25 protein-coding genes and 1 tRNA gene are annotated in these 25,119 nt (G+C 65.3%); 18 read left to right on the top strand and 8 right to left on the bottom strand.

The window, feature by feature from the left end; all coding sequences use genetic code 11:
* Positions 1–17 precede the first annotated feature (17 nt).
* From CQ012_RS02980 to CQ012_RS02960, 5 genes are all read left to right on the top strand, one after another.
* A tRNA-Ala gene (locus tag CQ012_RS02980) sits at positions 18–90 on the top strand.
* A 111-nt stretch (positions 91–201) separates the two neighbouring features.
* Positions 202–1,938, top strand: coding sequence for an HNH endonuclease signature motif containing protein (locus tag CQ012_RS02975; protein ID WP_105661571.1), 1,737 nt, complete (start codon positions 202–204; stop codon positions 1,936–1,938).
* Positions 1,939–2,117: 179 nt separating this feature from the next.
* A complete protein-coding gene (locus CQ012_RS02970; RefSeq protein WP_353616140.1) occupies positions 2,118–3,137 on the top strand; it encodes a magnesium and cobalt transport protein CorA in 1,020 nt (339 codons plus the stop codon).
* Complete coding sequence (locus tag CQ012_RS02965) at positions 3,119–3,778, top strand: GyrI-like domain-containing protein (protein WP_105661419.1); 660 nt, start codon at positions 3,119–3,121, stop codon at positions 3,776–3,778. The genes CQ012_RS02970 and CQ012_RS02965 overlap by 19 nt, the downstream gene beginning before the upstream one ends.
* Before the next feature lie 14 nt (positions 3,779–3,792).
* Complete coding sequence (locus tag CQ012_RS02960; protein ID WP_105661418.1) at positions 3,793–4,467, top strand: DNA alkylation repair protein; 675 nt, start codon at positions 3,793–3,795, stop codon at positions 4,465–4,467.
* Between the two features lie 33 nt (positions 4,468–4,500).
* Here the strand turns inward: CQ012_RS02960 and CQ012_RS02955 are convergent, their stop codons facing one another.
* From CQ012_RS02955 to CQ012_RS02945, 3 genes are all read right to left on the bottom strand, one after another.
* Positions 4,501–5,877: an amino acid permease gene (locus CQ012_RS02955; RefSeq protein ID WP_105658504.1), complete on the bottom strand. Its 1,377-nt coding sequence runs from the start codon at positions 5,875–5,877 to the stop codon at positions 4,501–4,503.
* The gene (hisC, locus tag CQ012_RS02950; RefSeq protein ID WP_105661417.1) at positions 5,874–6,935 is read right to left on the bottom strand and encodes a histidinol-phosphate transaminase; all 1,062 of its coding nucleotides are present in this window, start codon (positions 6,933–6,935) and stop codon (positions 5,874–5,876) included. Before hisC ends, CQ012_RS02955 begins: the two co-directional genes overlap by 4 nt.
* Before the next feature lie 209 nt (positions 6,936–7,144).
* Entirely contained in the window at positions 7,145–7,651 is a 507-nt protein-coding gene (locus CQ012_RS02945; protein WP_133833499.1) for an Lrp/AsnC family transcriptional regulator, read from the bottom strand.
* Positions 7,652–7,786: 135 nt separating this feature from the next.
* Between CQ012_RS02945 and CQ012_RS02940 the strand changes: the two genes are divergently transcribed.
* From CQ012_RS02940 to CQ012_RS02925, 4 genes are all read left to right on the top strand, one after another.
* A complete protein-coding gene (locus CQ012_RS02940; RefSeq protein ID WP_105661416.1) occupies positions 7,787–8,635 on the top strand; it encodes an SDR family NAD(P)-dependent oxidoreductase in 849 nt (282 codons plus the stop codon).
* Between the two features lie 75 nt (positions 8,636–8,710).
* Positions 8,711–9,586 (top strand): VOC family protein, encoded by an 876-nt coding sequence (locus CQ012_RS02935; protein ID WP_105661415.1) that lies wholly within the window; start codon positions 8,711–8,713, stop codon positions 9,584–9,586.
* Between the two features lie 10 nt (positions 9,587–9,596).
* Positions 9,597–10,595, top strand: a complete 999-nt coding sequence (locus tag CQ012_RS02930) for an epimerase (RefSeq protein ID WP_105661414.1) — start codon at positions 9,597–9,599, stop codon at positions 10,593–10,595.
* 9 nt (positions 10,596–10,604) lie between these two features.
* The gene (locus CQ012_RS02925; RefSeq protein WP_105661413.1) at positions 10,605–11,231 is read left to right on the top strand and encodes a pentapeptide repeat-containing protein; all 627 of its coding nucleotides are present in this window, start codon (positions 10,605–10,607) and stop codon (positions 11,229–11,231) included.
* On the opposite strand, the gene CQ012_RS02920 is transcribed toward CQ012_RS02925, so the two are convergent.
* On the bottom strand, positions 11,215–12,135 hold the full coding sequence (locus tag CQ012_RS02920; RefSeq protein ID WP_105661412.1) for a LysR family transcriptional regulator: 921 nt from the start codon (positions 12,133–12,135) through the stop codon (positions 11,215–11,217). The genes CQ012_RS02925 and CQ012_RS02920 overlap by 17 nt on opposite strands.
* 78 nt (positions 12,136–12,213) lie before the next feature.
* Between CQ012_RS02920 and CQ012_RS02915 the strand changes: the two genes are divergently transcribed.
* From CQ012_RS02915 to CQ012_RS17985, 9 genes are all read left to right on the top strand, one after another.
* A complete protein-coding gene (locus CQ012_RS02915) occupies positions 12,214–13,938 on the top strand; it encodes an FAD-dependent oxidoreductase (protein WP_105661569.1) in 1,725 nt (574 codons plus the stop codon).
* 376 nt (positions 13,939–14,314) lie between these two features.
* Positions 14,315–14,617 (top strand): urease subunit gamma, encoded by a 303-nt coding sequence (locus CQ012_RS02910; RefSeq protein ID WP_105658537.1) that lies wholly within the window; start codon positions 14,315–14,317, stop codon positions 14,615–14,617.
* A gap of 27 nt (positions 14,618–14,644) precedes the next feature.
* Positions 14,645–15,205 carry an urease subunit beta gene (locus CQ012_RS18040; RefSeq protein ID WP_105661411.1) on the top strand — a complete coding sequence of 187 codons (561 nt, stop codon included), beginning with the start codon at positions 14,645–14,647 and terminating at the stop codon, positions 15,203–15,205.
* Between the two features lie 2 nt (positions 15,206–15,207).
* On the top strand, positions 15,208–16,920 hold the full coding sequence (gene ureC / locus CQ012_RS02900) for an urease subunit alpha (protein ID WP_105661410.1): 1,713 nt from the start codon (positions 15,208–15,210) through the stop codon (positions 16,918–16,920).
* A gap of 27 nt (positions 16,921–16,947) precedes the next feature.
* Positions 16,948–17,418, top strand: a complete 471-nt coding sequence (gene ureE, locus CQ012_RS02895) for an urease accessory protein UreE (RefSeq protein WP_105661409.1) — start codon at positions 16,948–16,950, stop codon at positions 17,416–17,418.
* Positions 17,399–18,094 (top strand): urease accessory protein UreF, encoded by a 696-nt coding sequence (locus tag CQ012_RS02890; RefSeq protein ID WP_105658514.1) that lies wholly within the window; start codon positions 17,399–17,401, stop codon positions 18,092–18,094. Before ureE ends, CQ012_RS02890 begins: the two co-directional genes overlap by 20 nt.
* 43 nt (positions 18,095–18,137) lie before the next feature.
* Entirely contained in the window at positions 18,138–18,749 is a 612-nt protein-coding gene (gene ureG, locus CQ012_RS02885) for an urease accessory protein UreG (protein WP_105658515.1), read from the top strand.
* The gene (locus CQ012_RS02880; protein ID WP_286134565.1) at positions 18,710–19,636 is read left to right on the top strand and encodes an urease accessory protein UreD; all 927 of its coding nucleotides are present in this window, start codon (positions 18,710–18,712) and stop codon (positions 19,634–19,636) included. Before ureG ends, CQ012_RS02880 begins: the two co-directional genes overlap by 40 nt.
* A gap of 316 nt (positions 19,637–19,952) precedes the next feature.
* Positions 19,953–20,141: a hypothetical protein gene (locus tag CQ012_RS17985; protein WP_105658516.1), complete on the top strand. Its 189-nt coding sequence runs from the start codon at positions 19,953–19,955 to the stop codon at positions 20,139–20,141.
* Here the strand turns inward: CQ012_RS17985 and CQ012_RS02875 are convergent.
* From CQ012_RS02875 to CQ012_RS02860, 4 genes are read right to left on the bottom strand one after another with little or no spacing between them, the layout of a single operon-like run.
* Positions 20,091–20,825, bottom strand: coding sequence for an ABC transporter ATP-binding protein (locus CQ012_RS02875; RefSeq protein ID WP_105661408.1), 735 nt, complete (start codon positions 20,823–20,825; stop codon positions 20,091–20,093). The genes CQ012_RS17985 and CQ012_RS02875 overlap by 51 nt on opposite strands.
* Positions 20,822–22,429: an ABC transporter permease subunit gene (locus tag CQ012_RS02870; protein ID WP_181149004.1), complete on the bottom strand. Its 1,608-nt coding sequence runs from the start codon at positions 22,427–22,429 to the stop codon at positions 20,822–20,824. Before CQ012_RS02870 ends, CQ012_RS02875 begins: the two co-directional genes overlap by 4 nt.
* Positions 22,422–23,426, bottom strand: coding sequence for an ABC transporter permease (locus CQ012_RS02865; protein ID WP_105661406.1), 1,005 nt, complete (start codon positions 23,424–23,426; stop codon positions 22,422–22,424). Before CQ012_RS02865 ends, CQ012_RS02870 begins: the two co-directional genes overlap by 8 nt.
* Positions 23,423–25,012: an ABC transporter substrate-binding protein gene (locus tag CQ012_RS02860; protein WP_286134562.1), complete on the bottom strand. Its 1,590-nt coding sequence runs from the start codon at positions 25,010–25,012 to the stop codon at positions 23,423–23,425. Before CQ012_RS02860 ends, CQ012_RS02865 begins: the two co-directional genes overlap by 4 nt.
* Positions 25,013–25,119: the final 107 nt, after the last annotated feature.

Raw genomic sequence — 25,119 nt, 5'->3', positions numbered from 1 at the left:
AGGGCAGCAATCCTTTTGGGGGTATGGCGCAGTTGGTAGCGCGTCTGCATGGCATGCAGAAGGTCAGGGGTTCGAATCCCCTTACCTCCACAAATTAAAATCCTGAAATTTCGGTTTGTCCGAGATTTCAGGATTTTTTGTTTTCCACAAACCGTGTTGCCCACCGCCGGTGCCCGCGATGCCCACGGCATGCTGTATCCCATGAGCACAGTGACGGCACAAGCACTATCGAATCTGGTCGAGGCGGGCAAGCTAATCGCCTTGGCTACTTCGATCCTGTCCGGCGACGTACCGGCCGGCCACGCTGCGATATTCGCGCTGTATGTCGAGGAAATCAACCAAAAGCTCAGTCGGGCACAGATCCACGCAGCTCATGCCCTACGCCGCACCGGTGCACACAAACTTGATCAGGCCTCCTTCCAAGCGGTCAGCGATGCTGGTGTCGATCCCACGCTGGAACAACTTGAAGCCGCCGAAGGACATGCCACTACCGGGCGCACCCATTTCAAAGACGCCAAAGGCATGATGACCGACTGGCTGAATATTCCGCGCGGCACTGCAGGAACTCGGCTAGTCCAAGCCGACTGCCTGCTAGGTGGTGTCGATCAAGCAGGGCAACCGGTAGAGCCGTGGCTCCCGGAGCTAGCCGCGCAATTCGAAGCCCCGAATGTGGACCCGCGATTGGTAGCTTCTACGGCCTTGAAGCTGCATTCGGCACGTAATGATTTCGGCGACGATGAAACCGGCCAGGCGGAGAAAGCGCGATTGGAAGCAGAATCAGTCGCTTTCCTGCGCTCAGAACCCAAATCGGCTCGTAAGCACATCAATGACTTGGTGGCTCAGGTGAAAGCCGGCAAACGCCCGCTGAAAGCTCTGCTGGAGCGCATTGGCATCTTCAAGAAGGGCATGCGCCAGGGCCTGATCGAGTATACGCTTCGTGTGTTGCCCTCCCAGGCGGCGTATATCGAGGCCTACTTCGCGCAACTGGACAATCCTGCCACCGTGGCCGGGAACAGGGACGGCTTGAAAGACGCCGAGGCTCAATTCACGGGTCAGCAGGACTCCGGTTGGGACGATGCGGAGTCCAAACCGGACTGGGCAAAAGACGATCCGGTGGCGGACGAAGAAACCGAAGACGATAGTCCGCCGGCAGACAACAACGAACAAGTTTCGGAGACCTCGGATGACGAGGAAGAATGTTGCCGGCCGGGGGATCCTGAAGAACGTAATACTGAATCAGCTACCAATGGTGCAGTCACTCCATGGGAGGATTTGAAGCCCGAGCGACGCCGTTTAGTTGGATTCATGGCAATGCTGATGAGTGACAGGACGAGCACCAGTGACCCGCCGGGTCAACGTGCTGGGTTGGTCGCACCGCAGGTGAGCATCATTCTGAATTGGGACAAGATGCAAGAGCAAGCACAAGACTTCGCGGTCACCAGCAGTGGGATGTCCTTGTCTGCTGGTGAAGTCAGAACTGCGCTGTGCAATGCCGGAGTGTATCCGGTAGTGCTCAATGGCCAGAGCCTGCCCCTCGATTTAGGCCGGACGCAACGACTGTATTCGAAGTCCCAGCGCCGTGCGATCCGAGCCGCCTACCGGGGCTGTTCCTATCCTGGATGCAGCATGCCCGTAGAACGGTGCGAAATTGATCATCTGGACGCGTGGGAAAAGGGTGGACGAACGGATATCAAGTCTGCCGGGTTGAATTGCCTGATACACCACACTGCCCGGCATTGCGGGTTGTTCCACGCGGTGAAGATTCCGGAGAGCAGGCCGATGGTATTGCTTTCACCAGAATTGGATCCGGAACAGAAATTGCGGATCAATACGTATTTCATGACTCCCGCAGAGGCATTGGAAGCTGAAGCGTTGGCGGATGAAACGACAGCGAAGTGGCGCGCGGGGGAGCTGGACGTAGAAATCGTCGAACCTTGAGATCCCCCTAGCAAGATTCAGCCGCCGACAAGCGGAGGACCGTTTCAGCGCCGATATTCTCGCCGGAGTTGCGATACTTGAATGAACGAAGATCATTCAGGAGCAATATGTCACGTGTTCAACGCCGGGCTGCGAATTCCCGACCATTTTTCGGTACCCAGAATTCGTCGCATACCTCGATGGCTGTTCGCTATATTGATGATGGCAACGTGGAATCCGCTCCGGAAGGCACGAGCGCGGCCGATGCGCTGGCGTTCGGCCAGACTGGTGATCAGCGCATTGCTTTGTCCTTGTATCCCACACCAGATGAAGCTGACATCCACGATCTCACCGAGGCGTGGGAACTGCATCCAGTGCTGGCCGAAGACCTCGTGCACGCCCGCCAGCGGCCTAAACTCGAACGCTACGGCGAGGTGCTCCTGCTGGTAGTTCGCTCAGCGTTGTACCTCGATGAATCCGAAGAAGTCGAGCTGTCCGAGTTCCACATCCTGATGCGCAAAGGCGCTGTGGCGGTGCTCTGCCAGGACCACCGGTGGATCGACGGTACAGACGGCGAGGAATTCGTCGAGTCAATCAGGAACGGCAAGCTTCGCAAGGACCAGGTGCTGCTCAAAGACCCGGAGCTGCTCCGGTTGGGCGCCGAAGCAGTGCTGTACCGGATACTTGATGCGATTGTTGATGGATACGCCCCCGTGCTCCACGGCCTGGGGATCGACAAGGAGCAGATCGAACGGCAAGTCTTCAGTGGCGATGCCGCAGTCACCGAACGCATTTATCGCCTCAGCCAAGAAGTGATCGACATGCAGCATGCGACCGCGTCATTGCTGGAGGTCGTGCAATCGCTCGACGACGGGTTCAAGAAGTACCCGGTGCCCGCTGAGCTGGAAACCTACCTGCAGGATGTCACTGACCACCTCACCCGCGCGCATACCCAAGCCGTGGAATACCGGGATGCGCTATCGCAGATCTTGAGCGTCAATTCCACCCTCGTAGCCCAGCGCCAAAACGAGGACATGAAGAAGATTTCCGGTTGGGCAGCGATCCTCTTCGCCCCGACCTTGATTGCAGCGATTTACGGGATGAACTTCGAGAACATGCCAGAACTGCATTGGACCTTCGGCTACCCGATTGCGGCCGGCCTCATGCTGGGATTTGCTGTCGCACTATATGGTGTATTCAAATGGCGCAAGTGGTTCTGAGCGGAAAGATTCCAGGGGAGACATTGACGGCGAAAATCGACTTCAAGAAGTCGCTGGACAGCTATCGGTCCGTGGCCGGGCAGTTCCGTGTCCTGCAGCTGCCAGCGATGCACTACCTGATGTTCGATGGATCAGGTGACCCGAATACCAGCAACTTGTACCAGCAAGCCCTGCAAACCTTGTATCCGGTGGCCTACAAACTCAAATTCGCGAGCAAGGCGCAGGGCAAGGACTATGTCGTCCCGCCGCTGGAAGGCTTGTGGTGGGCCGAGGACATGGCGGTCTTTACCGAACGGAGAGACAAGGAACAGTGGAGCTGGACCATGATGCTGATGGTCCCGGCGTGGATCAACGAGGACGACTACGCGACGGCTCTGGAAACCGCCCAGGCGAAGAAGCCGTTGCCTTGCCCTGGGCGCATCCGGTTCCAGTCGCTTGCTGAAGGCCAATGCGTGCAGACGCTGCACATTGGCCCCTACGATGCAGAAGCCGAAATCCTGGCCCCGATGCACCACGAATTCATACCCGGCCAGGGATTGCGCATGACTGGCAGGCACCACGAGATCTACCTCGGCGACCCTCGTAGGGTGGCACCGGAAAAGCTTCGCACGATCCTGCGCCAACCCGTTGAGCCTAACTAGCGAGAGGAAAATAGATGGAACTGGCACCCCAGAGCACAGTTGCCCAAGTGCAACAGGCACTGGCCGAGCTCGAAGACCCCAAGTACCGCGCGGTCAATGAGAAGCACGGCGATGATTTCGGCGTGAATCTAGGCAAGCTCCGCGCCTTGGCCAAGTCGTTGAAGAGCAACCAGGAGCTTGCCGAGGAACTCTGGGCCACCGGCGAAACCGCAACCCGGCTGGTCGCGCTGCTGATCGCCAAACCACGGAGCTTTACCTTGGAACAGCTGCAGGTGTGGAGCCAAGACGCCAGCACTCCCAAGGTCCAAGCATGGTTCCTGAGCTACATCGTCAAGAAATCCAAGCTGCTCGAGGAGCTCCGCCTGCTGCTCATGAGCCAGAGCGACCCGGTACAGCTGGCTGCCGGCTGGGAGCTGACTGCCCACCAGGTAGTCAAGGCCCCGGAACTGCTGGACCTGGAACAGCTGCTTGACACGATCGAAGCCCGAATGAGCGCCGCACCGGATCGCCTGCAGTGGGCGATGAATACGACCCTGGCGCACATCGGCATCGAGCATGAGCATTTGCGCCGACGTGCCCTGGCCATCGGCGAGACCTTGCAGGTGCTGGCGGACTACCCGACCTCCGCCGGGTGCATTTCACCATTCGCTCCCATCTGGATCACCGAAATGGCCAAAAGAAAAGCCTAGGTCCAGCAATCGCTGGACCTAGGCTTCCGGGAGCTAGGCGTCCGCCGGTTCCTCGCGCTTATCGCGCAGCGCGATCTTGGAGATCACCCAGATCACGGCGGTCAGCCCGCCGGTGAGCAGCAGCTGGGTGCGCGCCGCGGGATCAGTCATCGCGATGGCGACAATCGCCGCAAGGACGATGATCGTAGCGATCGACAGGCCCGGGAAACCCCACAGCCGCAACGGCAGATGCCCGCCATCGCGGTCCGCGCGGCGACGCAGGATCAGCTGCGTCACGGCAATGAACGCCCAGATGAAGATGATGGTCGAACCCACCACGTTCAGCAAGATCGGCATCACAGCCTCGGGCCAGATCCAGTTCAGGCCCACGGCCAGGAAGGAGAAGGCCACGGAGGCGATCACGGCCTTCGACGGCACGCCCTTGCCGGTCACGTGGGTGACGGCGCTCGGGGCGAGCTTGCGCTGGCCCAGCGAGTACAGCATGCGCGAGGAACCGTAGATATTCGCGTTCATCGCCGAAAGCAAGGCGACCACGACCACGGCGTTCATCAAGAAGCCCACGCCTGGAATGTGCATGACATCCAGTGCAGCCGCAAATGGGCCGTCCACGATCGCCGGATCATTCCAGGGCACCAGGGCGACAATGACCAGGATCGAGCCGAGGTAGAAGAACAGGATACGCATCATCACGGACTTGACCACGCGCTTGATGTTGCCGGCCGGGTCCTTGGACTCGGCGGCCGCGATGGACACCACCTCGGTACCGCCGAAGGAGAAGATGACGATCAGGACTGCGGCGGCGATGCCGGCCATGCCACCGGGGGCGAAGCCGCCATGGGCGGCCAGATTGGCGAAGCCAACTGGTTCCGGCGTCGGGATCACCCGGGTCAGCACCAAGGCGCCGAAGACCAGGAACGCGATGATCGCAGCCACCTTGATCACGGCAAACCAGTATTCGAAACGGCCGTAATTCCTTACGCCGAGCAGATTCGCTCCGGTCAGGACCACCACGAAGCCGAGCACCCATGCCCACTGCGGGAAGGCCGGAACCCAGCCGGCAGTAATAGCCGCGGCCCCGGTTGCCTCGGCCGCGATCACCACGACCAGCTGGATCCAGTAGAGCCAGCCCAGGGTGGACCCTGCGCTGCGCCCCATGGCTTGGCCAGCGAAGGTGGAGAACGCGCCGGAGGACGGATTGGCGGCTACCATCTCCGCGAGCATGGCCATGATCACGATGATCACGGTTCCAGCGATCAGGTAGGAGACCAGCACTGCCGGACCAGCGATGGAAATGGCCTGGCCGGAGCCGACGAACAGGCCAGCGCCGATCGCGCCGCCCAGGCCCATCATGGAGATCTGGCGCCGGGTCAGCCCGGTATGCAGCTGCTCGGGGGCTTTGACTGCGCTCACGCGGTGGCCTCCTGGACGGGCAGGGCCGCGAGCACGCGATCGACGTCGTGTGCGGTACCGGAGGAAATCCTCAACCCGTCTCCGGGGAAGGCGCGAACCACCACACCGCCGGCGGCGAGCTTGGCTTCAAGCTCTTCGGTCGCCTCTCCGGCATCCACCCAGACGAAGTTCGCCTGCGACTTCACGACCGGGTACCCGGCAGCGGCCAGGCCCTCGTACATCCGCTCGCGCTGGGTGACGACTTCCTCGATGCGCAGCGACAGCTCGCCGATGGCGGCCAGCGAGGCCACCGCCGCGCGCTGTGCCAAGTCGGAGACGCCAAATGGCACGGCCACCTTGCGCAGGTTCCCGGCAACTTCCAGCGGGCTGATGGCGTATCCGACGCGCAGGCCAGCCAGGCCGTAGGCCTTGGAGAAGGTGTGCAGCACGGCCACATGCGGGTACTTGCGGAACAGCTCGATGCCATCGGCCCGCACGGCCGAGCGGTCGAAGTGCACGTAGGCTTCGTCGACGACGACCAGCACGTTGCGCGGCACGGCATTGATGAACTCATCCAGCGCGCGGGCCTCCACCACCGTGCCGGTCGGGTTGTTCGGGTTGCAGATGAAGACCAATCGGGTCTTATCGGTGATCGCGGCCAGCATGGCGGGCAGATCGTGGCGGCTATCGGCATCCAGGGGCACCTCGACCGGGGTGGCGCCGGCGATCCGCACCAGCGAAGGATACGCCTCGAAGGAGCGCCACGCGTAGATGACTTCGTCGCCCTCGGCGGCAACCGCATGGATGATCTGGGCCGCGACCTCGACCGAGCCCGCGCCCAGGGTGATGTGCTCCGCCGGGACGCCGAACTGCGAGCTGAGGGCGCCGGTCAATTCGGGCGCCGCGATGCTCGGGTAGCGGTGGATCGTGGCCAGGCCCTCCTGGATGCTGGACAGCACCGAGGGCAGCGGGCTATGCGGGGATTCGTTGGATGAGAGCTTGGAGGCTCCAGCGGCTGCGGGCTTGCCCTGCTTGTAAGCGGGCACTTCCTGCAAGGAGGGGCGCTGGTGAAGGGTCATGAGTTTCCTCTCTGACTGCCAGAGCTGCACGAGGTTGGCAATCGTTCGTATGACAAAGCCGTGGTGCGTGGTCAGCGGTGGCCCTGCTCATATCCTCGCGTGTCGCGATTCACAAGCATCGACTGTAGGTTGAATGAATCTGCCGGCGCAATCGCAAACCCTGTTTCTATGCAGGCTGCATAGCAATCGCCGCCAATCAACCCATTTTACTAGTCAATCTGCCCAGTGTTTTCCACTTCTGCCTCGGCCCTAGCGCACGCTGCGACCAGTGGCAGTGTCCTTCCCTGGAAATGCTCGTGCAGGGCGAAGGAGGATGAGGTCCTTGCCACACCCGGCACCTTGTTGATGCGGTTGAAAATCGCCTGCAGGTCCTCGGGGGTCCGGGCCACAACGCGCAGCTGCAAGTCCGAACTGCCGGTCACGGTGTACATGTCGAGGATTTCCGGGATGGATTCCTCCAATGCGCTCGCGACCGGATCGTGCCCGTAGCGCTGGATGATCTCCACCTGGCAGAACGCGACCAGCGTGTACCCGAACCCCGCAGGCTTGACCCGCGGGACGATGCCCTGGATGACGCCGGCCTCGTGGAGCCGGGCCAGCCGGCTGCTGATCGTGCCGCGGGCAACACCCAAGCGCCGGGCGCACTCCATCACCGGAAGCATCGGCGATTCGGTGAGCAGTTCGATCAAATCCGCGTCCAGGCGGTCAATGCGCACGGTCGTCCTTTCGACGAGTCGGTCCAATGATCCAAGGCTAGCGGTGTTTGCTGGGCGCGCTCGATGAAAATGAGCCAAGTGTAATCCGCGCCACAGGCTAGGCTGTTGCCATACTGATCCTCAAGGAGTTCACTGATGGGCAAGACACCTCTCCAGTCGGTAGCCGGTTTGCACGTCCTTGTCACCGGGGCCGCGCAGGGCATGGGTTTGCTTTTCGCCAGGCAGGCTTGCCTCGAGGGCGCGGCACGGGTGGTCATCTGGGACATCGACGCGGCCAAGCTCGACGCGGCTGCCGAGGAGCTGCGCCAGCTCGGCGGCACTGTCGAGACCCATGTGGTGGACCTTGCCGACCAGAGCCAAATCCAGCGCTACGCCGCCACGGCGGTGGAGGGCGGGGGAATCGACGTGCTGGTCAACAACGCCGGGGTGGTCACCGGCACCTCCTTCGCGAAGCACAGCACCGCGCAGATCACCGCGGCCATGCAGGTGAACGCGCTCGCCCCGATGTACTTGACCCACGCCCTGCTTCCGCAGCTGGGCCGACGGGGCAAGGGCCGGGTGCTGACCATCGCCTCGGCGGCCGCGCTGGTGTCCAACCCGAATATGAGCGTCTACGCGGCCTCCAAGGCTGCGGCCCTGTCCTTCAGCGATTCGCTGCGGCTGGAGCTGGAAGGCAACGACCAGATCGCCGTGAGCACCATTTGCCCGACCTATATCAGCACCGGCATGTTCGCGGGCGCCAAGCCGATGCTGCTGACCCCGATCCTGGAGCCGGAAGTCGTGGTGGACCGGGCGTGGCGGGCGATGCTTGCCGGCACGCCGCTGGTGCTGATGCCGTGGACCAGCAAGCTGGGCCAGCTGCTGCGCGGCGTGCTGCCGCGGCCGGCCTGGGATTTCGTGGCCGGCAAGGTTATCGGCGTATACCGCTCGATGGACGAGTTCACCGGGCGAACAACGCGGGACGAGCAGATGAATCGGGGCTGAAAGTTCGCTGGCCCATCTGTTGCTGGAGGGCCCTGCGGGGTAGCTTTGGAGCATCGCCCAGCTAGGAGGACCGTCATGCAAAAGCTCACCGTCAATTTATGGATGCAAGGCACTGCAGAGGAAGCGGGGGAATTCTATGCCCGCGCCCTGCCGGAGGCAAAAACCGAAGTCGAATCGCGCTATCCCACCGAGGGCCTGCTGGAATTCCAGGAACCCTTCGCCGGCAAGGCGCTGACCGTTTCGCTGTGGGTGCGGGGAACCAAGATCACGCTGATCAACGCGGGCCAGGAATTCATGCCCAATCCGGCGATCTCGATCATCGTGGTCTTCAACGCCGGCCAGCGCGAGTCCCTCGATGCCACCTGGGCCGCGCTGCTGGAGGGCGGCACGGCGCTGATGCCGCTGGACACCTACCCGTTCAGCGCGCGCTACGGCTGGGTGAACGACAAGTACGGTGTCTCCTGGCAGCTGATGGAGTCCGATGAGCCCGTTGAGCCGCGCGCCTCGGTCTTTCCTGCGCTGATGTTCGGCGGTGCGGCCCAGAACCGCGCGGTCGAGGCCATCGAGTACTACAGCCAGGTGCTCGGCGCGAAACTGGACAGCGCCTTCCCGTACGGGGAGCCGACCGAAGCCGCTACCGCTGAAGCGCTGATGTACGCCCAATTCACGCTCGGCGAGGATTGCGTTGCGGCCATGGATTCGGCCGTGCCGCAGGACTTCACCTTCACTCCCGGCGTCTCGCTGGAATGGCCATGCGATGGCCAGGCGGAGATCGACCGCGTCTGGGAGGCGCTGTCCGCGGTGCCTGAAGCCGAGGCCTGCGGCTGGCTGACCGACAAATTCGGGGTGAGCTGGCAGATCGTGCCCTCGAACATGGGCGAGCTGATGGAGCGACCCGGCGCATTCGAGCATATGCTGAAGATGAAGAAACTGGTGATCAACGACTTCTGAGCGGGGAACGATGCAGAGCGCTGCACGGCGGGCGGTAGTGGCAGGAGCCAGCGGGTTCATTGGCGAACGGCTGATCGCGCAGCTGCGCGGGGCTGGATACCAGGTGGCGGTCATCGGCCGCGGCCGTACAGCGGATGCGCAGTGGGGCGATGGCCCGGCGCTGGCGGCACTCATCGATGGTGCAGAACTGCTGGTCAATCTGGCCGGGAAGAATGTCGGCTGCCGCTATCACGAAGCGGCGCGCAACGAGATCCTCGCCTCGCGCGTGGACACGACCCGCGCGCTGCACGAGGCAGTGTCCCAGGCAGCTGATCCGCCGGCGCTTTGGCTGAACGCGTCCACCGCGACCATCTACCGGCACAGCATGGACGCGCCGAACACCGAGGACGGCCGGATCGGCGAAGGGTTCTCGGTGGATGTGGCGCGCAACTGGGAACGCGAGTTCTTCCGCGGCGAGCTGCCCACGCGCCGGGTCGCCCTGCGCATGGCCATCGTGCTCGGCGACGGCCCGGCCACGCGCAAGCTGCTTGCCGTTGCACGGCTCGGGCTGGGCGGGGCGCAGCATGATAGCTGGTGGCCGGCGCATCGGCGCTACCGCGGCATCGGCCCGGATCCGAGCGGAGCCGAACGCAGCGGCTGGCACCGCACGCGCGGGAACCAGCGCTTCAGCTGGATCCATGTCGATGATGCGATCGGCGCGATCGGGCATATCATCGACCACCGCGAAATCACCGGCCCGGTCAACCTCAGCTCGCCGAACCCGGTTGCCAACCGGGCGCTGATGGCCTCGCTGCGCCGCGCCACCGGCGCGAAATTCGGGCTGCCCGCGTATCGTTGGATGCTGGAGCCGGCCATGTTCGTGCTGCGCGTGGAACCGGAAATGCTGCTCAAGTCCCGCTGGGCGCTGCCCGGGGTGCTGCAGGGGACCGGGTACGAGTTCCGCTGGCCGCACCTGGATGCGGCACTGGATGACGTGGCCGGGAACCTGGCTGCGAAGCAAGCACTTTAAGGACGCGCATTGGCACCGAGAATCCGACGCTTCACCCTGCCCGAACTGGCCCCTGGCTACCGTGGGGATCTGGGCGACGACTACGTTGAACTGCTGCACTTCAGGGATTTCGATGAGCCGCTGGCGGCCGATGGCGCGCGGCTGGAGGAATGCCGTTTCAGCTCCGTGCAGATCGAGGCCTTGCGCAATGCCCGGCTAATCCAGTGCGAACTGGACCAATCCGGGGCTCCCGCCCTGCAAGCCGCTGGTGCGTTCCTCAACGATGTGCGGGTGACCCACAGCCGCTTCGGGTCTGCGGATTTCGCCGAGGCCCAGCTCGATGGCGTGGTATTCGAGAACTGCAAATTCGGCTGGCTGAATTTGCGCGGTGCAACGGTGCGCGATGTGCTCTTCGTCAATTGCCAATTCGAGGAGATCGACCTGGGCGGGCAGATCCAGCGCCTGGGCTTCGTCGATTCGCGGGCCGGGCAAATTACCGCTGCCGGGGCGCAATTGCGCGAGGTCGACCTGCAGGGGCTGGACTTCGCCCAGGTTGAGGGGGTCGACGGGTTGCGCGGGGCACGGATCAGTGCGCTGCAGCTGAGCCTGCTCGCCGAGGCGATGGCCAGCCACCTGGGGATCAAGCTAGGGAGTTGATTTGCCCGTGGCCGGCGGCCAGCTGCTGCGCGGTTTCGGCCAGCAGCTGCGCCATGGCCGCGGCGGCTCGGGTCAATGAGACATCGCGCCGGTGCGCCAGCCCGATGGTGCGGGCCAGCGGTTCGCGCAAGGCAATGGAGCGCACTCCCGGAGCGTCCAGCGCCACCGTCGCCGGAACCACGGCGACTCCGAGCCCGCGCTGCACGAAGCGCAGCACCGCGTCCATCTCCCCGCCTTCCACGACGATATTGGGCACCAGGCCGGCGTTCTTGTAGGCCAGGGCGGTGCTGGCGCGCAGATCGTAGCTGTGCGAGAAGGCCAGCTGGGGCACCGGAGCCAACGCGCGCAAATCAAGCTCCTGGCCAGCTAGGTGCGGGTGCTCCAGTGCGTCGATGACCACCAATTCCTCTTCGAGCAGCGGCAGGTTCTCCAGATGGTTGTCGTTCACCGCATGCTCCGAGGTCACGATGAGCGCCAGATCCAGTGCGCCGCCGTCCAGCTGCTCCAGCAGCTTGTGCGAGCCCGCTTCGAAAATCTGCAGTTGCACCCCGGGGTAGTAGGTGCGGAAGATGGACAGCGCCTCGGCGACCAGCGACACGCACAGGGTAGGCGGGGCGCCCAGGCGCACCCGCCCGCGATGCAGCCCGGCCAGGTCGGCCATTTCGGTGCGGATGGACTCCTCGTCGGCCAGCATCCGGCGCGCACGGGGCAGCAATGCCTGCCCGGCGGCGGTAAGCGTGATGTTGCCGCGGGCCCGGTGGAACAGCTCGGAGCCCAGTTCCTGTTCCAGCGTGGCGATCTGCCGGCTGAGCGATGGCTGGGCCAGGTGCAGCTGCTCGGCGGCCCGGGTGAAGTGCCCCACTTCGGCGATGGCGGTGAAGCCGCGCAATTGCTCTAGGTTCATGGTGCATAGCCTACTGCTATCAACATCATGCCAATAATTCATTGGACGTATTCTGGGCGCGGGGCGATGCTGGAAACCATGAGAAACGAACAGCAGATATCCACCTCCGTACTGGTCATCGGCACCGGTGGTTCAGGCTTGCGCGCGGCCATCGAGCTGGCAGAATCGGGCACCGACGTGCTGGCCGTGGGCAAGCGCCCGCGCCACGACGCGCACACCGCGCTGGCCGCCGGCGGCATCAACGCCGCACTGGGCACGATGGACGCCGAGGACAGCTGGCAGCAGCACGCGGCGGACACCATCAAGGAAAGCTACTACCTGGCCGATCCGCGCACCGTGCAGGTGGTCGCCCAAGGCGCGGCCCGCGGCATCGAGGACCTGGAACGCTACGGCATGAACTTCGCCCGCGAAACCGACGGCCGGATCTCCCAGCGCTTCTTCGGTGCCCACAAATTCCGGCGCACCGCCTTCGCCGGGGACTACACCGGGCTGGAAATCCAGCGCACCCTGGTCCGCCGTGCGCAGCAGCTGCAGGTCCCTATCCTGGACTCGGTCTATATCACCGAGCTGCTGGTCGCCGAGGGGCGGATCTTCGGCGCCTACGGCTTCGACGTCAACGACGGCACCGGGTACCTGATCCATGCCGACGCGGTCATCCTGGCCGCCGGCGGCCACACCCGCATCTGGCGGCGCAGCAGCTCGCGGCGCGACGAGAACACCGGCGACGCCTTCCGCCTGGCCGTGGAGGCCGGTGCCCGGCTGCGCGATGCCGAGCTCGTACAATTCCACCCCTCGGGCATCATCGAACCCGAATCGGTGGCCGGGACTCTGGTCTCCGAGGCGGCCCGCGGCGAAGGCGGGATCCTGACCAACGCCCTGGGCGAACGCTTCATGGAGCGCTACGATCCCCAGCGCATGGAATTGTCCACCCGCGACCGGGTCGCCCTGGCCGCCTACACCGAGATCGCCGCCGGGCGCGGCACCGCCAAGGGCGGGGTCTGGCTGGATGTCTCGCACCTGCCCCGCGCCACCATCATGGAACGGCTGCCCCGGGTCTACCAGACGCTGCGCGAGGAGCAGATGCTGGACATTACCGAGCAGAAGATCGAGATCGCCCCGACGGCGCACTATTCCATGGGCGGGGTGCAGGTGGACCCGCTCACCCATGAGACGGCGGTCCCCGGCCTGTACGCGATCGGTGAAGCCTCCTCGGGCCTGCACGGGGCCAACCGGCTGGGCGGCAACTCGCTGATCGAGCTGCTGGTCTTCGGCCGGATCGTCGGGCAGGGAGCTGCCCGGTATTCGCGTGCGCTCACTTCCCAGCCGCGTTCGCAGGCGGCCATCGAGAAGGCGCGCGGGGAAGTGGACCGGCTGCTGGCCGCCGATGGGCAGGAAAATGTCCGGTCCCTGCAGCGGGCGATCCGCGACATCATGACCCAGCACGCCGGAGTCGTGCGCGAGGAGGCGGGGCTGAAGCTGGGGCTGGAGAAACTGGCAGAGGTCGAAGCGCGGATGGCGCGGGTGGGCATCCACCCGGACATCGCCGGCTACCAGGACCTGTGCCACGCCTTCGACCTGAAGTCCTCGGCTCTGGCCGCGCGCGCCACCTTGGAGTCGGCGCTGGAGCGCCGGGAAACCCGCGGCTGCCATAACCGCAGTGACTATCCGCACACCGATCCGCAGCTGCAGGTGAACCTCATCTGGTCGCCTGAGGGCATCACCCGTGAGCCGATCCCCGAAGTGCCTGCGGAAGTGGCCGCGCTGATCACCGAGGTATCGCAGGCAGGCAAGCTCGTGGAATGACGCATCGGGCCCGGTGCATGGAAACTGCTCCCGGTCGCCCTGGAGGACCGAGCGGGAGCAGTTTCCTGCCGGAGCCATGGCTGGAAACAGGCAGGGAATCCGGAATTAAATCCCCGGGGAACGTTGCATTGTGCTGGAATGGAAAGTCGTGGCTTTTCGACGCGCTGGAGAGGTTCGGGTTGTTTTCCGTGAAAACTTCTTTGACTTGGGTGGATAAATTTTGTCAATGGTTGTTTTATGGATGGATTCCGGGTCGAAAAAACCTTTTCCGAAGGTCTGCTATTCTAGCCATATCCACAGCTGTTACGGCGTTTTCTGGCCGGAATTCAGCGATCTTGGTGGACACTCTTAAACACTCTTGAACGGGGAATTGTCGATGCATTTAACGCCGAGGGAGCAAGAGAAGCTGATGATCGTCGTCGCCGCCGATCTGGCACGCCGACGACAGGCGCGTGGACTGAAGCTGAACTTCCCGGAGGCCGTCGCGGTCATCACCTACGAATTGATCGAAGGGGCCCGCGACGGACGGACCGTGGCTGAATTGATGAGCTACGGGACCACGATCCTCCGCCGCGAAGACGTCATGGATGGCATTGCGGAAATGGTGGACCAAGTCCAGGTCGAAGCGACCTTCCTCGACGGGACCAAGCTGGTCACCGTCCACAACCCCATTCGCTAGTTCCCTCTGCGCAGAAAGGCACAGATCATGATCCCGGGAGAATACATCCTGCGCGATGAACCCATCGCCTGCAATGCACAGCAGCAAACCCGCATCCTGAACCTGGTGAACCGCGGGGACCGGCCGGTGCAGGTCGGCTCGCATTACCATTTCGCCGAAGTCAATTCGCAGCTGGAGTTCGATCGAGTGGCCGCGCGCGGATTCCGGCTCGATATTCCCGCCGGCACCGCAGTGCGCTTCGAGCCGGGCGATGCACGCACCGTCCACCTGGTCGAATTCTCCGGAGCCCGCGAGGTGCACGGCTTCCAGGACCGGATCAACGGGCCGCTGGGCCTGCCGGTCCCGGCCGTTGAAACGGAAGCGATCGGCGGCACCGCAGGCATCGATGCCGAGCGCGAGGCCGAGGTCGTCGAAGACTACAGCATCGACCTTCCCAACCAGGGCGATGCGGCCTCCGGGCTGGGCACCACCTTCGGCGTGGACCCGGTCGACGAGAATCTCCCGCCGCAGCCGCATGAGGCACGGCTTGCAGCAGAGGCGGAAAACGCCGGCAAGTCCTCGGCCGCCGACGAAGAGGAGGAGAACTAGGCATGGGCTTCGAGCTGACCCGCAAGCAGTACTCGGAAATGTACGGGCCGACCACGGGGGATGCCATCCGCTTGGCGGATACCGAGCTGCTGGCCGAGATCGAGCACGACTACACCACCTACGGCGAAGAAGTGGTCTTCGGCGGCGGCAAGGTCATCCGCGACGGCATGGGGCAGAACGGCCGCGTCACCCGCGACCAGGATGTGCCCGACACGGTGATCACCAATGTGGTGGTGCTGGACTACACCGGCATCTACAAGGCCGATGTCGCCCTGCGCGACGGGCATATCTTCAAGATCGGCAAGGCCGGCAACCCGGACATCTCCGACGGGGTGGATATCGTCATCGGCGCGTCCACCGACGTGATCGCCGGGGAGCACAAGATCCTCACCGCCGGAGCGATCGACACGCACATCCACTTCGTTTCCCCGGACCAGGTGCCAGTCGCCTTGGCCAACGGCACTACCACGCTGATCGGCGGCGGCGCCGGGCCCTCGGACGCGTCCAAGGCAACCAGCCTCACCCCGGGCCCCTGGCACATCGCCAGGATGCTGCAGGCGGTGGAGAACCTGCCGATCAACATCGGGCTGCTGGGCAAGGGGCACGCCAGCGACCGCGCACCGCTGGCCGAGCAGATCCGCGCCGGCGCGATCGGGCTGAAGATCCACGAGGACTGGGGTGCGACCACCTCGTCCATCGACAACTCGCTGAAGGTCGCCGACGAATTCGACATCCAGGTGGCCATCCACGCCGACACGCTGAACGAATGCGGCTTCGTGGAGGACACCATCGAAGCGATCGCCGGCCGGGTGATCCACACCTTCCACACCGAAGGCGCCGGCGGCGGGCACGCGCCGGACATCATCCGCATGGCCGCGCTGCCCAACGTGATGCCGGCGTCGACCAACCCGACCCTGCCGTTCACCACGAACACCGTGGACGAGCACCTGGACATGCTCATGGTGGCCCACCACCTGAACCCGGACATCCCCGAGGACGTGGCCTTCGCCGACTCGCGCATCCGCGCGGAGACCATCGCCGCCGAGGACGTGCTGCACGACATGGGGGTCTTCTCCATCACCTCCTCTGACTCGCAGGCCATGGGCCGCGTGGGCGAAGTGGTGCTGCGCACCTGGCAGGTGGCCGACGCGATGAAGCGCCAGCGCGGCAAGCTGGAAGGCGACCCGGAGATCGGCGATAACCAGCGGCTGAAGCGCTATGTCGCCAAGTACACCATCAACCCGGCCATCGCCCACGGCATCGCCGACTCCATCGGCAGCGTCGAGGAAGGCAAATTTGCCGACCTGGTACTTTGGGATCCGGCCTTCTTCGGCGTCAAGCCGGAAATGGTGATCAAGGGCGGGCTGATCGTCCAGTCGCTGATGGGCGATTCCAACGGCTCGATCCCGACCCCGCAGCCGCGCACGCTGCGGCTGAACTTCGGTGCCCTGGGCAGCGCGGTCCACGCCTCCTCGATCACCTTCCTGTCCAAGGCAGCGATCGAAGAGGGCATCCCGGAACGCCTGCGCCTGCGCAAGGTGATCCGCCCCTGCCACGGCATCCGCGATTTGGTGAAGTCCGATTTGAAGCACAACGGAGCCACCCCGGATATCCAGGTGGATGCGCAGACCTACGAGGTATTCGTCGACGGGGAACTGGCCACCTGCGAGCCCTCGGACGAGCTGCCCATGGCCCAGCGCTACTTCCTGTTCTAGCCGGCCCGCCAACCACCAAGGAGATAGATGATTATCGACGAACTCGTGGGCAACCTCCACGAGCAGCCCGAGCAGCTGGCCGGGCGGCACCACGAAAAGGTCGTGCTGCCCAGCGCCGAGCTGGTCAAGCGCATCCAGCGCGTGAAGACCGACCACGGGCGGGAGCTGGGCCTGCGCCTGGCCCCGGGCCCGGATCTGCGTGACGGGGACATCCTGTTCCTCTCGGAGACCGAAGTGATCAGCGTGTCGGTGCTGCCCACCGACGTGCTGGTCATCGCCCCGCGCACGGTGCTGGAGATGGGCGTGATCGCCCACTCGCTGGGCAACCGGCACCTGCAGGCGCAGTTCTTCGGCGCCGACTCGGAGTATTGCGCCGAGGTGATGGTGGTGCAGTACGACCACACCGTCGAGGACTTCCTCAAGCACCACGACGCGCCCTACCAGCGCCAGGAACGGGTTATGCCCGTGCCCTTCCGCCATGCCGAGCACACCCACTAGCGCCCCGCACCTGCTCACGCTGCTCCAGCTATCGGACTCGGCACTGCCCACCGGCGCGTTCAGCCACTCCTTCGGCATGGAGAGCTACCTGGAGTCCGGGCAGGTGCACGACGAGGCCAGCTTCGCGACGTGGCTGCACCAGTTCCTGTCCCAGGCCCTGGCCTATACCGACGGGCTGCTGCTGCGCCTGGCCTATGAGGCGCCGGACCAGGAGCGGATCGCGCAGCTCGACGCGCTGATCCATGCCTCGGCCCTGCCCCGCCAGCTGCGCGAGGCAGCCACCAAGATGGGCGCGCGGATGCTCGCCGTGGCCAACTCGGCGTTCCCCACCGCGGACGTGGCGGCCTATGCGCGCAGCGTGCGCAGCGGGCAGTGCGCCGGGCACCCGGCCATCGCCTTCGCCCTGGGTGCCCGCGGGGCCGGCGCCCCGGTGGCCGACGCGCTGGGCAGCTACTTGTTCTCCACGGTGACCAGCCTGACGCAGAATGCGATCCGCGCCATCCCGCTGGGCCAGGACGCCGGCCAGCGGGTGATCCGGGCGATGCACGAACCGGTGGCGGACGCCGTCGCGGCGATCTTCACCCTGGAGGAGATGGATCTGGGCGCCGCGGCGCCCGGGCTGGAAATCGCCCAGATGCGCCACGAGCACCAGCGCGCCCGCATGTTCATGTCCTGACCCCGCCGCGCACCTGCGGCCCCAACAGATTCGAGGAAATACCATGGAACCCATCAAGATTGGCATCGGCGGACCAGTCGGTGCCGGCAAGACCCAGCTGATTGAACGCATCACCCGGGCCCTGGAGCACGAGATCTCCATGGCGGCGATCACCAACGACATCTACACCATCGAGGACGCCAAGATCCTGGCCGCCAACGGCGTGCTGCCGCTGGATCGGATCGTCGGCATCGAAACCGGCGGCTGCCCGCATACCGCGATCCGCGAGGACACCTCGATGAACGCCGCGGCCATCGAGGAGCTGAAAGCCAAGCACCCTGACCTGCAGGTGATCTTCGTCGAATCCGGCGGGGACAACCTCTCGGCCACGTTCTCCCCGGAGCTGGTGGACTTCTCCATCTACATCATCGACGTGGCCCAGGGCGAGAAGATCCCGCGCAAGGCCGGGCAGGGCATGATCAAGTCCGACCTGTTCATCATCAACAAGACCGACCTGGCCCCGTACGTGGGCGCGGATTTGTCGGTGATGGAGTCGGATTCCAAGCAGTTCCGCGGGGACAAGCCCTTCTGCTTCACCAACCTGAAGACCGACGAGGGGCTGGAGAAGGTCATCGCGTGGCTGAAGCACGACGTGCTGATGACGGACCTGGCGTAGTGGCCGCTTCGAGCCCGGGCTTGGACTCCGGGCTGGAGCCCAGTCCGTTCCCGGATGGCCTGGTCGGCGAGCTGCGGCTGCACGTCGGCTCGCGGGCCGGGAAGGACATCGCGCTGCGGCAATACCACCAGGGGGCGCTGCGCGTGCTGCGCCCGCATTACCTCGATGACACCGCCCAGGTCTGCTACACCATCGTGAACCCCGGTGGCGGCTACCTGGGCGCCGACAAGTACGGCATCGAGATCCGTGTTGCCGAGGGCAGCAGCCTGCTGCTGACCACCCAGTCCGCCACCAAGGTCTACCGCACCCCGCAGGGCCCGGCGCAGCAGGACATGCGCATCAGGCTGGAACCCGGCGCGGTGCTCGAATACCTGCCGGACCAGCTGATCGCCTATAAGGACGCCAGCTACTTCCAGCGCACCGAGGTGCACATGGCCGCCGATGCCTCGCTGATGCTGTGCGAGGTCCTCACCCCGGGCTGGAGCCCGGACGGCAGCCGGTTCAGCTACGAGCAGCTGCGCCTGCGCACCGAGGTCCACCTGGACGGGCGGCTCGGGGCGCTGGATAACCTGTGGGTGAAGCCGGGCAAGGATTCCATCGACTCGCTGCTGTACTTGCAGGAATCCACCCACGTGGGCATGCTGCTGGCCATCGACCCGCGCATCGACGCGGCAATGGTCGCTCGCCTGCGCGAACTGGCCTACGAGATCGCCGGGCAGCAGCGCGACGGAATTTCTGTGGGCATTTCCCAGGCCCCGGTGCCCGGTCTTGCGGTACGCACCTTGGGAGGCTCCACGGAATCGGCGAATGCGGTGCTGCACGCCCTCGTGAACCAGCTGCGCATCGAGCTGCGCGGACAGCAGCCGGTGAACCTGCGCAAGTACTAGTCTGTTCCGGAATTGATCCAACGGCCGCCGACGTTCCTCCCGCAGGGGATCCCGGCGGCCGTTTCGCATCCCGGCGAGGTCACAGGGCGGCGGTGCGCCGGCACAATTCGCCAATAAATGCCGTACCTGTGCCTGTCCGGAGCGCTGAGCGACGCAGGCCAACCGCAGCTTGACGCTATTGCTGATCATTTTGGTGTCCTTGACTAGCCGCGGACCCCACAAGTCAATCCGATAAACTGGCCATGGTGGTGCATCGCAAAATCCCGAGCTGATTCCACTCTTTGGCCGCCAGGTGCGCAGGCTGCATCAGGAACGGATGCTAGGGGACAACAAGCGCTCCGACCGCGTTTTCATTCTGGCTTGGCTGCCAGAGGTGCAGGCTGATCTGCAGGGCCACCACGAATTCTGGCTGGAAATTCCCCAGTTGGTGGAGCCCGACGTGCCGATTACACCGCTACCTGCGCTCGACATCATCGCTTGGCATTTGGGCGGGGAGTCCAAGTAGTGCCCCTTGGTCTGGGCGCCGCAGCGCCGACAGCTGGTGGATCGAATCGCAGTGCTCGGCCAGCGAGACATTGTCGTGGGAGGCGATGAGCACCGCCGCCCCGGCTCGAGCCCGCTCGCGCAGCACCGTGAAGATCTGCGCAGTGGTGCCGGGATCCAGGGCTGACGTCGGCTCGTCGCACACCAGCAGCGCCGGGTCCAGGGCCAACGCCCTGCCCAGCAGGGCTCGTTGCAGCTGCCCGTCGGAAACCTGCCCGGGCTTCCGCTCCAGCAGCGCCGGTTCAAGGCTCGCCTCCCGGGCCAGTTCCTCCAGCTCGCGGCGATAGCGGCCCGGACGGGGGAACGCCAGCCCGTCGCGCAGGGCTAACGGCTCGGCCATGATCGCGCCCAGGGTGAGCCGGGGGTTCGCGAAGCTGCGCGGGTTTTGCGGCAGGATGCCGATGCGCTGGCGCAGTTCGGCCGGGACGTGCCCTCGGGCAGGTACCGCTTGGCCGTCGATGCGCAGCTTGCCCTCTGTCGGGGCCAGCATCAGCGAGGCGATGGCCAGCAGGGTGGACTTCCCGGCACCCGAGGGCCCGACCAGACCGATCACCGAGCCGGACGTGACCTCCAGGTCCAGTTGATCCAGGATTCTGGGGACGTTCTTGGCATAGCGGTGGCTCACCGCAGACAATTCAAGGCTCATGGGGTGCTATCCTCCAATTCCGGGATGACCTGCCCGTCGCCGGAAGCGGATGCGAGCACTTGCCCATCACTGACCACGGTCAGCGTGTCGGCGAGTTCTGCGGCCAGTTCAGCGTCGTGGGTGACCATAACGATGGTGCACCCGGTGTCCGCCAAGCGGCGCAGGATCCGAGCGATGGCCGCCGCGGTATCCGCATCCAGGGCGCTGGTGGGCTCGTCCAGCACAACGCAGCTGGCGGGGGATGCCAAGCCCAGGGCCAGCACTACACGCTGGGCCTGGCCTCCGGACAGCTCGTGCGGGTAGCGATGGAGCAGGTCGGGAACCAGTTCGAAGTCCTTGAACACCGCCGCCAGCGCGGCCGGCGACCTGTCCAGGCCGTGGCTCCGGCGTACGCGGCGCAAGGCGGTGCCCACGCTGAGCACCGGGTTCAGCGCCGTGGCCGCCGACCCGGGAATGAAAACCAGATCTTCACCCAGCTTGGGGGCATGGCAGGGCCCGCCAGCGGTTCCCGGCACGAGGACGCTGCCGGTGGATTCCAGCGATTGAGGCAGTAGCCCGGCGGCGGCGCGCAGCAGCATGGTCTTTCCTGCGCCCGAGGCACCCATGACCACGTTGACCGCTCCGGCGGCGGCAGTGAAGCTGACGTTATCCAGCAGCACGGAGCGTTCTGGGGAATCATCCTTGCTCCATACCGACAATCCCCGCAAGACCAAGCCTGCGCCCCGTGGAAGCGGATGCCCATCGGCTTTTTCTGCGGCACCGCCCTTTCGTCGCGGAGCGAGAGAATCGAGGCGCCGCGCGGAGCGGCGGCGTTGCGGCTGTGGGTGCGCCAGGGCGGCAAAGGACCAGCTGAGCAGCACCAGCAGCGCGGCCGGGAACACCAGCATCCACCAAGCGCCGACCAGGATGCCTGTGCGGGCGTCCTCCAGCAGCAAACCCAGCGACGCGGATTGTGGCGGCAGCCCCACGCCTAGGAAGGACAGCGCGGATTCGTGCCAGATGGCATGGGGCAGCTGCAGGACCACGGCGATGCCCGCCTGCGGGAGCACCGCGGGAATCAGGTGCGTGCACCACAGCGCCAGCGGCCGGGCGCCGGAGGCCCGGCTGAGCTTGACGTATCCGGCCTCCCGTTCGGCCAACAGCCTGGCCCTAACGATACGCGCCACCTGGGTCCAGTGGGTCAGCGCGATGGACAGGATGATCGCCCACCCCTGCCCGGGCCACAGCGCCAGGATCACCACACCCAGCAGCAGGTGCGGGATCGCGCTGACGCTGTCTACCAGCCGGGTGATGATCCGGTCCACCAGCCCGCCGGCGGTGGCGGACAGGGTTCCGGCCAGCACCCCCAGCAGCGTGGAGGACAGCGCCGATGCGACGGCGAGCAGCATCGACAGCCGCAGCGCGGCCGCGGCCCGCACCCACACGTCGCGCCCGAGCTGATCGGTGCCGAAGAAATGCTCGGCCCCCGGCGGCAGGTACACCGCGGCCAGGTCGATGTTCTCCACCGCCTCGGGGGAGAAGAACGGAACGAGCACCGCATAAACCACGGCCAGCAGGATGATGCCCAGCGGCAGCAAGCGGGAATCACGGATGATGCTAGACATCGCCCACCCGCGGATCAAGCAGCAGGTAGCCGGCGTCGGCCAGGGCATTGCCCAGGAACACGGCCAGCGCCGAGCAGGCGGTCACCGCGGCCAGCAGCGCGAAGTCCGCGGACACCGCGGAATCGATCACCGCCGAGGCAATCCCGGGCCAGCCGAACACCGTTTCAACCAGCAGCGCTCCGGTGATCAGTTCGCCCAGGCGGGAGCCGATCACCGTGATGAAGGGCAGCAGGGCGCCGGGCAGCACCTCGAGCACCAAGATCCGTCCGGCTCCCTCGCCGCGTCCCCGAGCCGCGAGAACCGCATCCGAGTCCAGCAGATCGAACATGGAGGCCCGCAGGTTCAGCACCAGCCAGGGCAGCAGGCTGATGGCCATCACCGTGGCCGGCAGCAGCAGATGCACGGCCAGCGACCCGGCGGTCGGCTCCTGCCCTGGAGGCGCCACGCCGCCGGTGGGAAGCCCGAGCCGCAGCGAGAACACAGCGATGAACACCAGCGCCAGCACGAAGGGCGGGATGGCCTGGGCCAGCTGGGCGATCCAGGTGGTGGCGCGGTCGGCCAACCCGCCGCGGCACAGACCAGCGGCACAGGCCAGCAGTACCGCGAGCACCACGGCAAGCAGCAGCCCGGCAAGCATCAGCAGCAGGGTATAGGGCACGCGCTCGGCGAGCACCTCGGTGACCGGCCGGGCCAGCATGCGCGAGGTGCCCAGCTCGCCGTGCACCGCCGAGCCCAGCCAGCCGAGCCAGGCACCGAACCAGGAGTCGTCCAGGCCCAGCTCGGCGCGCAGGGCCGCGCGTTCGGCGGCGCCGGTGTGCTCGTAGCGGCTGCCCAGATAGGCAGCCAGCGGATTGAACGGGGCGACGGAAGCCAAGAAGAACACCACTGCGGTCAGCCCCGCGGTCAGCGGGATGGCCAGCAGCATCCGGCGGAGCACCAGCAGCCCGGCTCTTGGCAGCCGCGGCACGCCTCGCGGGCGCAGGACGGTCAGGCTCATTTGCCGGTCCACTGGCCGATTTTCACCCACGGGCCCCATGCGGTGCCGTGGTCATGGGGTTCGAGCAGGGTGCCGGCGGTGTTCCACGTCTCATGGACGTCGCTGCGCTGCACGTAGTTGTGGTCGGTGAAGGCCAGCAGCAGCATCGATGGCTGCTTGACGTAAAGTTCCTGGACCTTGCGGTAGGCCTGGTCGCGGGCCGTTGGGTCGGTGCTGGTCCGGCCGATGTGCAGCAGCCGGTCCATCGCCGCGTCCGCGTAGCGGCTGGGGTTGTCGTAGTAGGCGCCGTCCTCCGGGTAGCTTGAATGCAGCATCTTGTAGAGCTGGGTGTCCACATCGTAAGGGGTGTCGCCGCCGCCCAGCATCAGCGCGTCCGTGCCGATGCGCGGCTCGGCTTCGTCGAAGGTGGCGGGCACGACCTCGGCGGTGATGCCGTGCTCCTTGAGCTGGGCGGCCAAGGCCAGGGACAGGTCCCGTCGCAGCGTGTCGCCCGCGTTGTACATGATCGTGAATGCGGCGTCCTGGCCGTCCTTGGAGCGCATCGAGCCGTCCAGCGTCCACCCCGACTGCTCCAGCAGCTGCTCGGCCCGCTGGGGGTCGTGGGCGAACACGGCGTCAGAGTTGTAGGCCTTGCCGTACTGGGCCGGGACGAAGGTGTAGGCAGGGCGCCCGGAGCCCGCCAGCACCCCGTCGATCAGCGCTTGGCGGTCCACCAGCAGGTTCAGCGCCAGGCGCACGGAAGGATCGGCGGTGAACGGGTGGTCGGCGGGCAGCGAGATGCCGCGCCAGTCCGCGCTGGTTGCGGTGACCACCTCGAACCCGTCGCGATCCGCGAAGCTGGCCGCTAGCCGCGGAGGCAGCACGGTGCCGGTGTAGCCGCCGCCTGCCAGTGCCTGCGAGCGGGCGTTGTCGTCGGCTGACTGCTCGTAGACCACCCGGGCCACGTCGGGGGCGCCGGAACGGTAGTCGGGATTGGCACCCAGCACCAGCTGGGCGGAATCGATTTTCTGCACCGTGTAGGGGCCGGTACCCACCGGGGTGCGGTTCAGGCTGGAATTGCTCACCGGCCCGTCGGCGATCAGTTCTTCGGGGGCGATGCCGATCAGCAGTGCGGTCTTGAAGGAGACCTGGGGCTCCTTGAGCGTGAATTCGACGGTGTGCTCGTCCACGGCACGCACCGTATCGAGGTTTTCCAGCACGCCGGCGATGGGCGAGGCACTGGCGGGGTCCAGGATGGCCCGGTAGCTGGCGGCCACATCCCCGGCGTCGAAGCCGCTGCCGTCGCTGAAGCTGATGCCGGGCTGCAGCGCAATGCTCCAGCGCAGCCCGTCGGCGCTGATCTGCGGTTCGCCCTCGGCCAGCAGCGGCACCAAATTCGGCAGGCTGCCAGTTTCCCCGTCCAGGGTATACAGCGATTCGTTGATCTTGCCCGTACCGTTGTTGTCGAAACCTGCCAGCGGATTCAGGGTTTCGGGCAGCGCAGGGGTCAGCAGCAGCACGTCGTCGCTGGGGACGGCGGCCTGGCAGCCTGCGGTGGCCAGTAGGATGGGGAGCATCAGTGCGGCGCGCCGGACGTAGCTGTGCACGAACGAGGTCCTTCCGAGCGGTGCGTGGGGTAGATGTTCACAGACTACAGGTGTTTGATCACACAGATGAGGGGTTGCGTGGTGATTTTGCCAACCACTATTTCGCG

The organism is Arthrobacter sp. MYb214, from assembly GCF_002979865.1.
Classification (GTDB): domain Bacteria; phylum Actinomycetota; class Actinomycetes; order Actinomycetales; family Micrococcaceae; genus Glutamicibacter.
This window is presented reverse-complemented; position numbering and strand designations above follow the sequence as displayed.

Bases quoted from the DNA above. Each gene is read 5' to 3' on its own strand.
- CQ012_RS02965 (WP_105661419.1), top strand. From the start codon at position 3,119: ATGGCGCAAGTGGTTCTGAGCGGAAAGATTCCAGGGGAGACATTGACG.
- CQ012_RS18040 (WP_105661411.1), top strand. From the start codon at position 14,645: ATGATCCCGGGAGAATACATCCTGCGCGATGAACCCATCGCCTGCAAT.
- CQ012_RS02875 (WP_105661408.1), bottom strand. From the start codon at position 20,825: ATGAGCCTTGAATTGTCTGCGGTGAGCCACCGCTATGCCAAGAACGTC.
- CQ012_RS02940 (WP_105661416.1), top strand. From the start codon at position 7,787: ATGGGCAAGACACCTCTCCAGTCGGTAGCCGGTTTGCACGTCCTTGTC.
- CQ012_RS02935 (WP_105661415.1), top strand. From the start codon at position 8,711: ATGCAAAAGCTCACCGTCAATTTATGGATGCAAGGCACTGCAGAGGAA.
- CQ012_RS02910 (WP_105658537.1), top strand. From the start codon at position 14,315: ATGCATTTAACGCCGAGGGAGCAAGAGAAGCTGATGATCGTCGTCGCC.
- CQ012_RS02915 (WP_105661569.1), top strand. From the start codon at position 12,214: ATGAGAAACGAACAGCAGATATCCACCTCCGTACTGGTCATCGGCACC.
- ureE (WP_105661409.1), top strand. From the start codon at position 16,948: ATGATTATCGACGAACTCGTGGGCAACCTCCACGAGCAGCCCGAGCAG.
- CQ012_RS02970 (WP_353616140.1), top strand. From the start codon at position 2,118: ATGGCTGTTCGCTATATTGATGATGGCAACGTGGAATCCGCTCCGGAA.
- CQ012_RS02870 (WP_181149004.1), bottom strand. From the start codon at position 22,429: ATGTCTAGCATCATCCGTGATTCCCGCTTGCTGCCGCTGGGCATCATC.
- CQ012_RS02960 (WP_105661418.1), top strand. From the start codon at position 3,793: ATGGAACTGGCACCCCAGAGCACAGTTGCCCAAGTGCAACAGGCACTG.
- CQ012_RS02865 (WP_105661406.1), bottom strand. From the start codon at position 23,426: ATGAGCCTGACCGTCCTGCGCCCGCGAGGCGTGCCGCGGCTGCCAAGA.
- ureC (WP_105661410.1), top strand. From the start codon at position 15,208: ATGGGCTTCGAGCTGACCCGCAAGCAGTACTCGGAAATGTACGGGCCG.
- CQ012_RS02890 (WP_105658514.1), top strand. From the start codon at position 17,399: ATGCCGAGCACACCCACTAGCGCCCCGCACCTGCTCACGCTGCTCCAG.
- CQ012_RS02975 (WP_105661571.1), top strand. From the start codon at position 202: ATGAGCACAGTGACGGCACAAGCACTATCGAATCTGGTCGAGGCGGGC.
- CQ012_RS02930 (WP_105661414.1), top strand. From the start codon at position 9,597: ATGCAGAGCGCTGCACGGCGGGCGGTAGTGGCAGGAGCCAGCGGGTTC.
- CQ012_RS17985 (WP_105658516.1), top strand. From the start codon at position 19,953: ATGCTAGGGGACAACAAGCGCTCCGACCGCGTTTTCATTCTGGCTTGG.
- hisC (WP_105661417.1), bottom strand. From the start codon at position 6,935: ATGACCCTTCACCAGCGCCCCTCCTTGCAGGAAGTGCCCGCTTACAAG.
- ureG (WP_105658515.1), top strand. From the start codon at position 18,138: ATGGAACCCATCAAGATTGGCATCGGCGGACCAGTCGGTGCCGGCAAG.
- CQ012_RS02920 (WP_105661412.1), bottom strand. From the start codon at position 12,135: ATGAACCTAGAGCAATTGCGCGGCTTCACCGCCATCGCCGAAGTGGGG.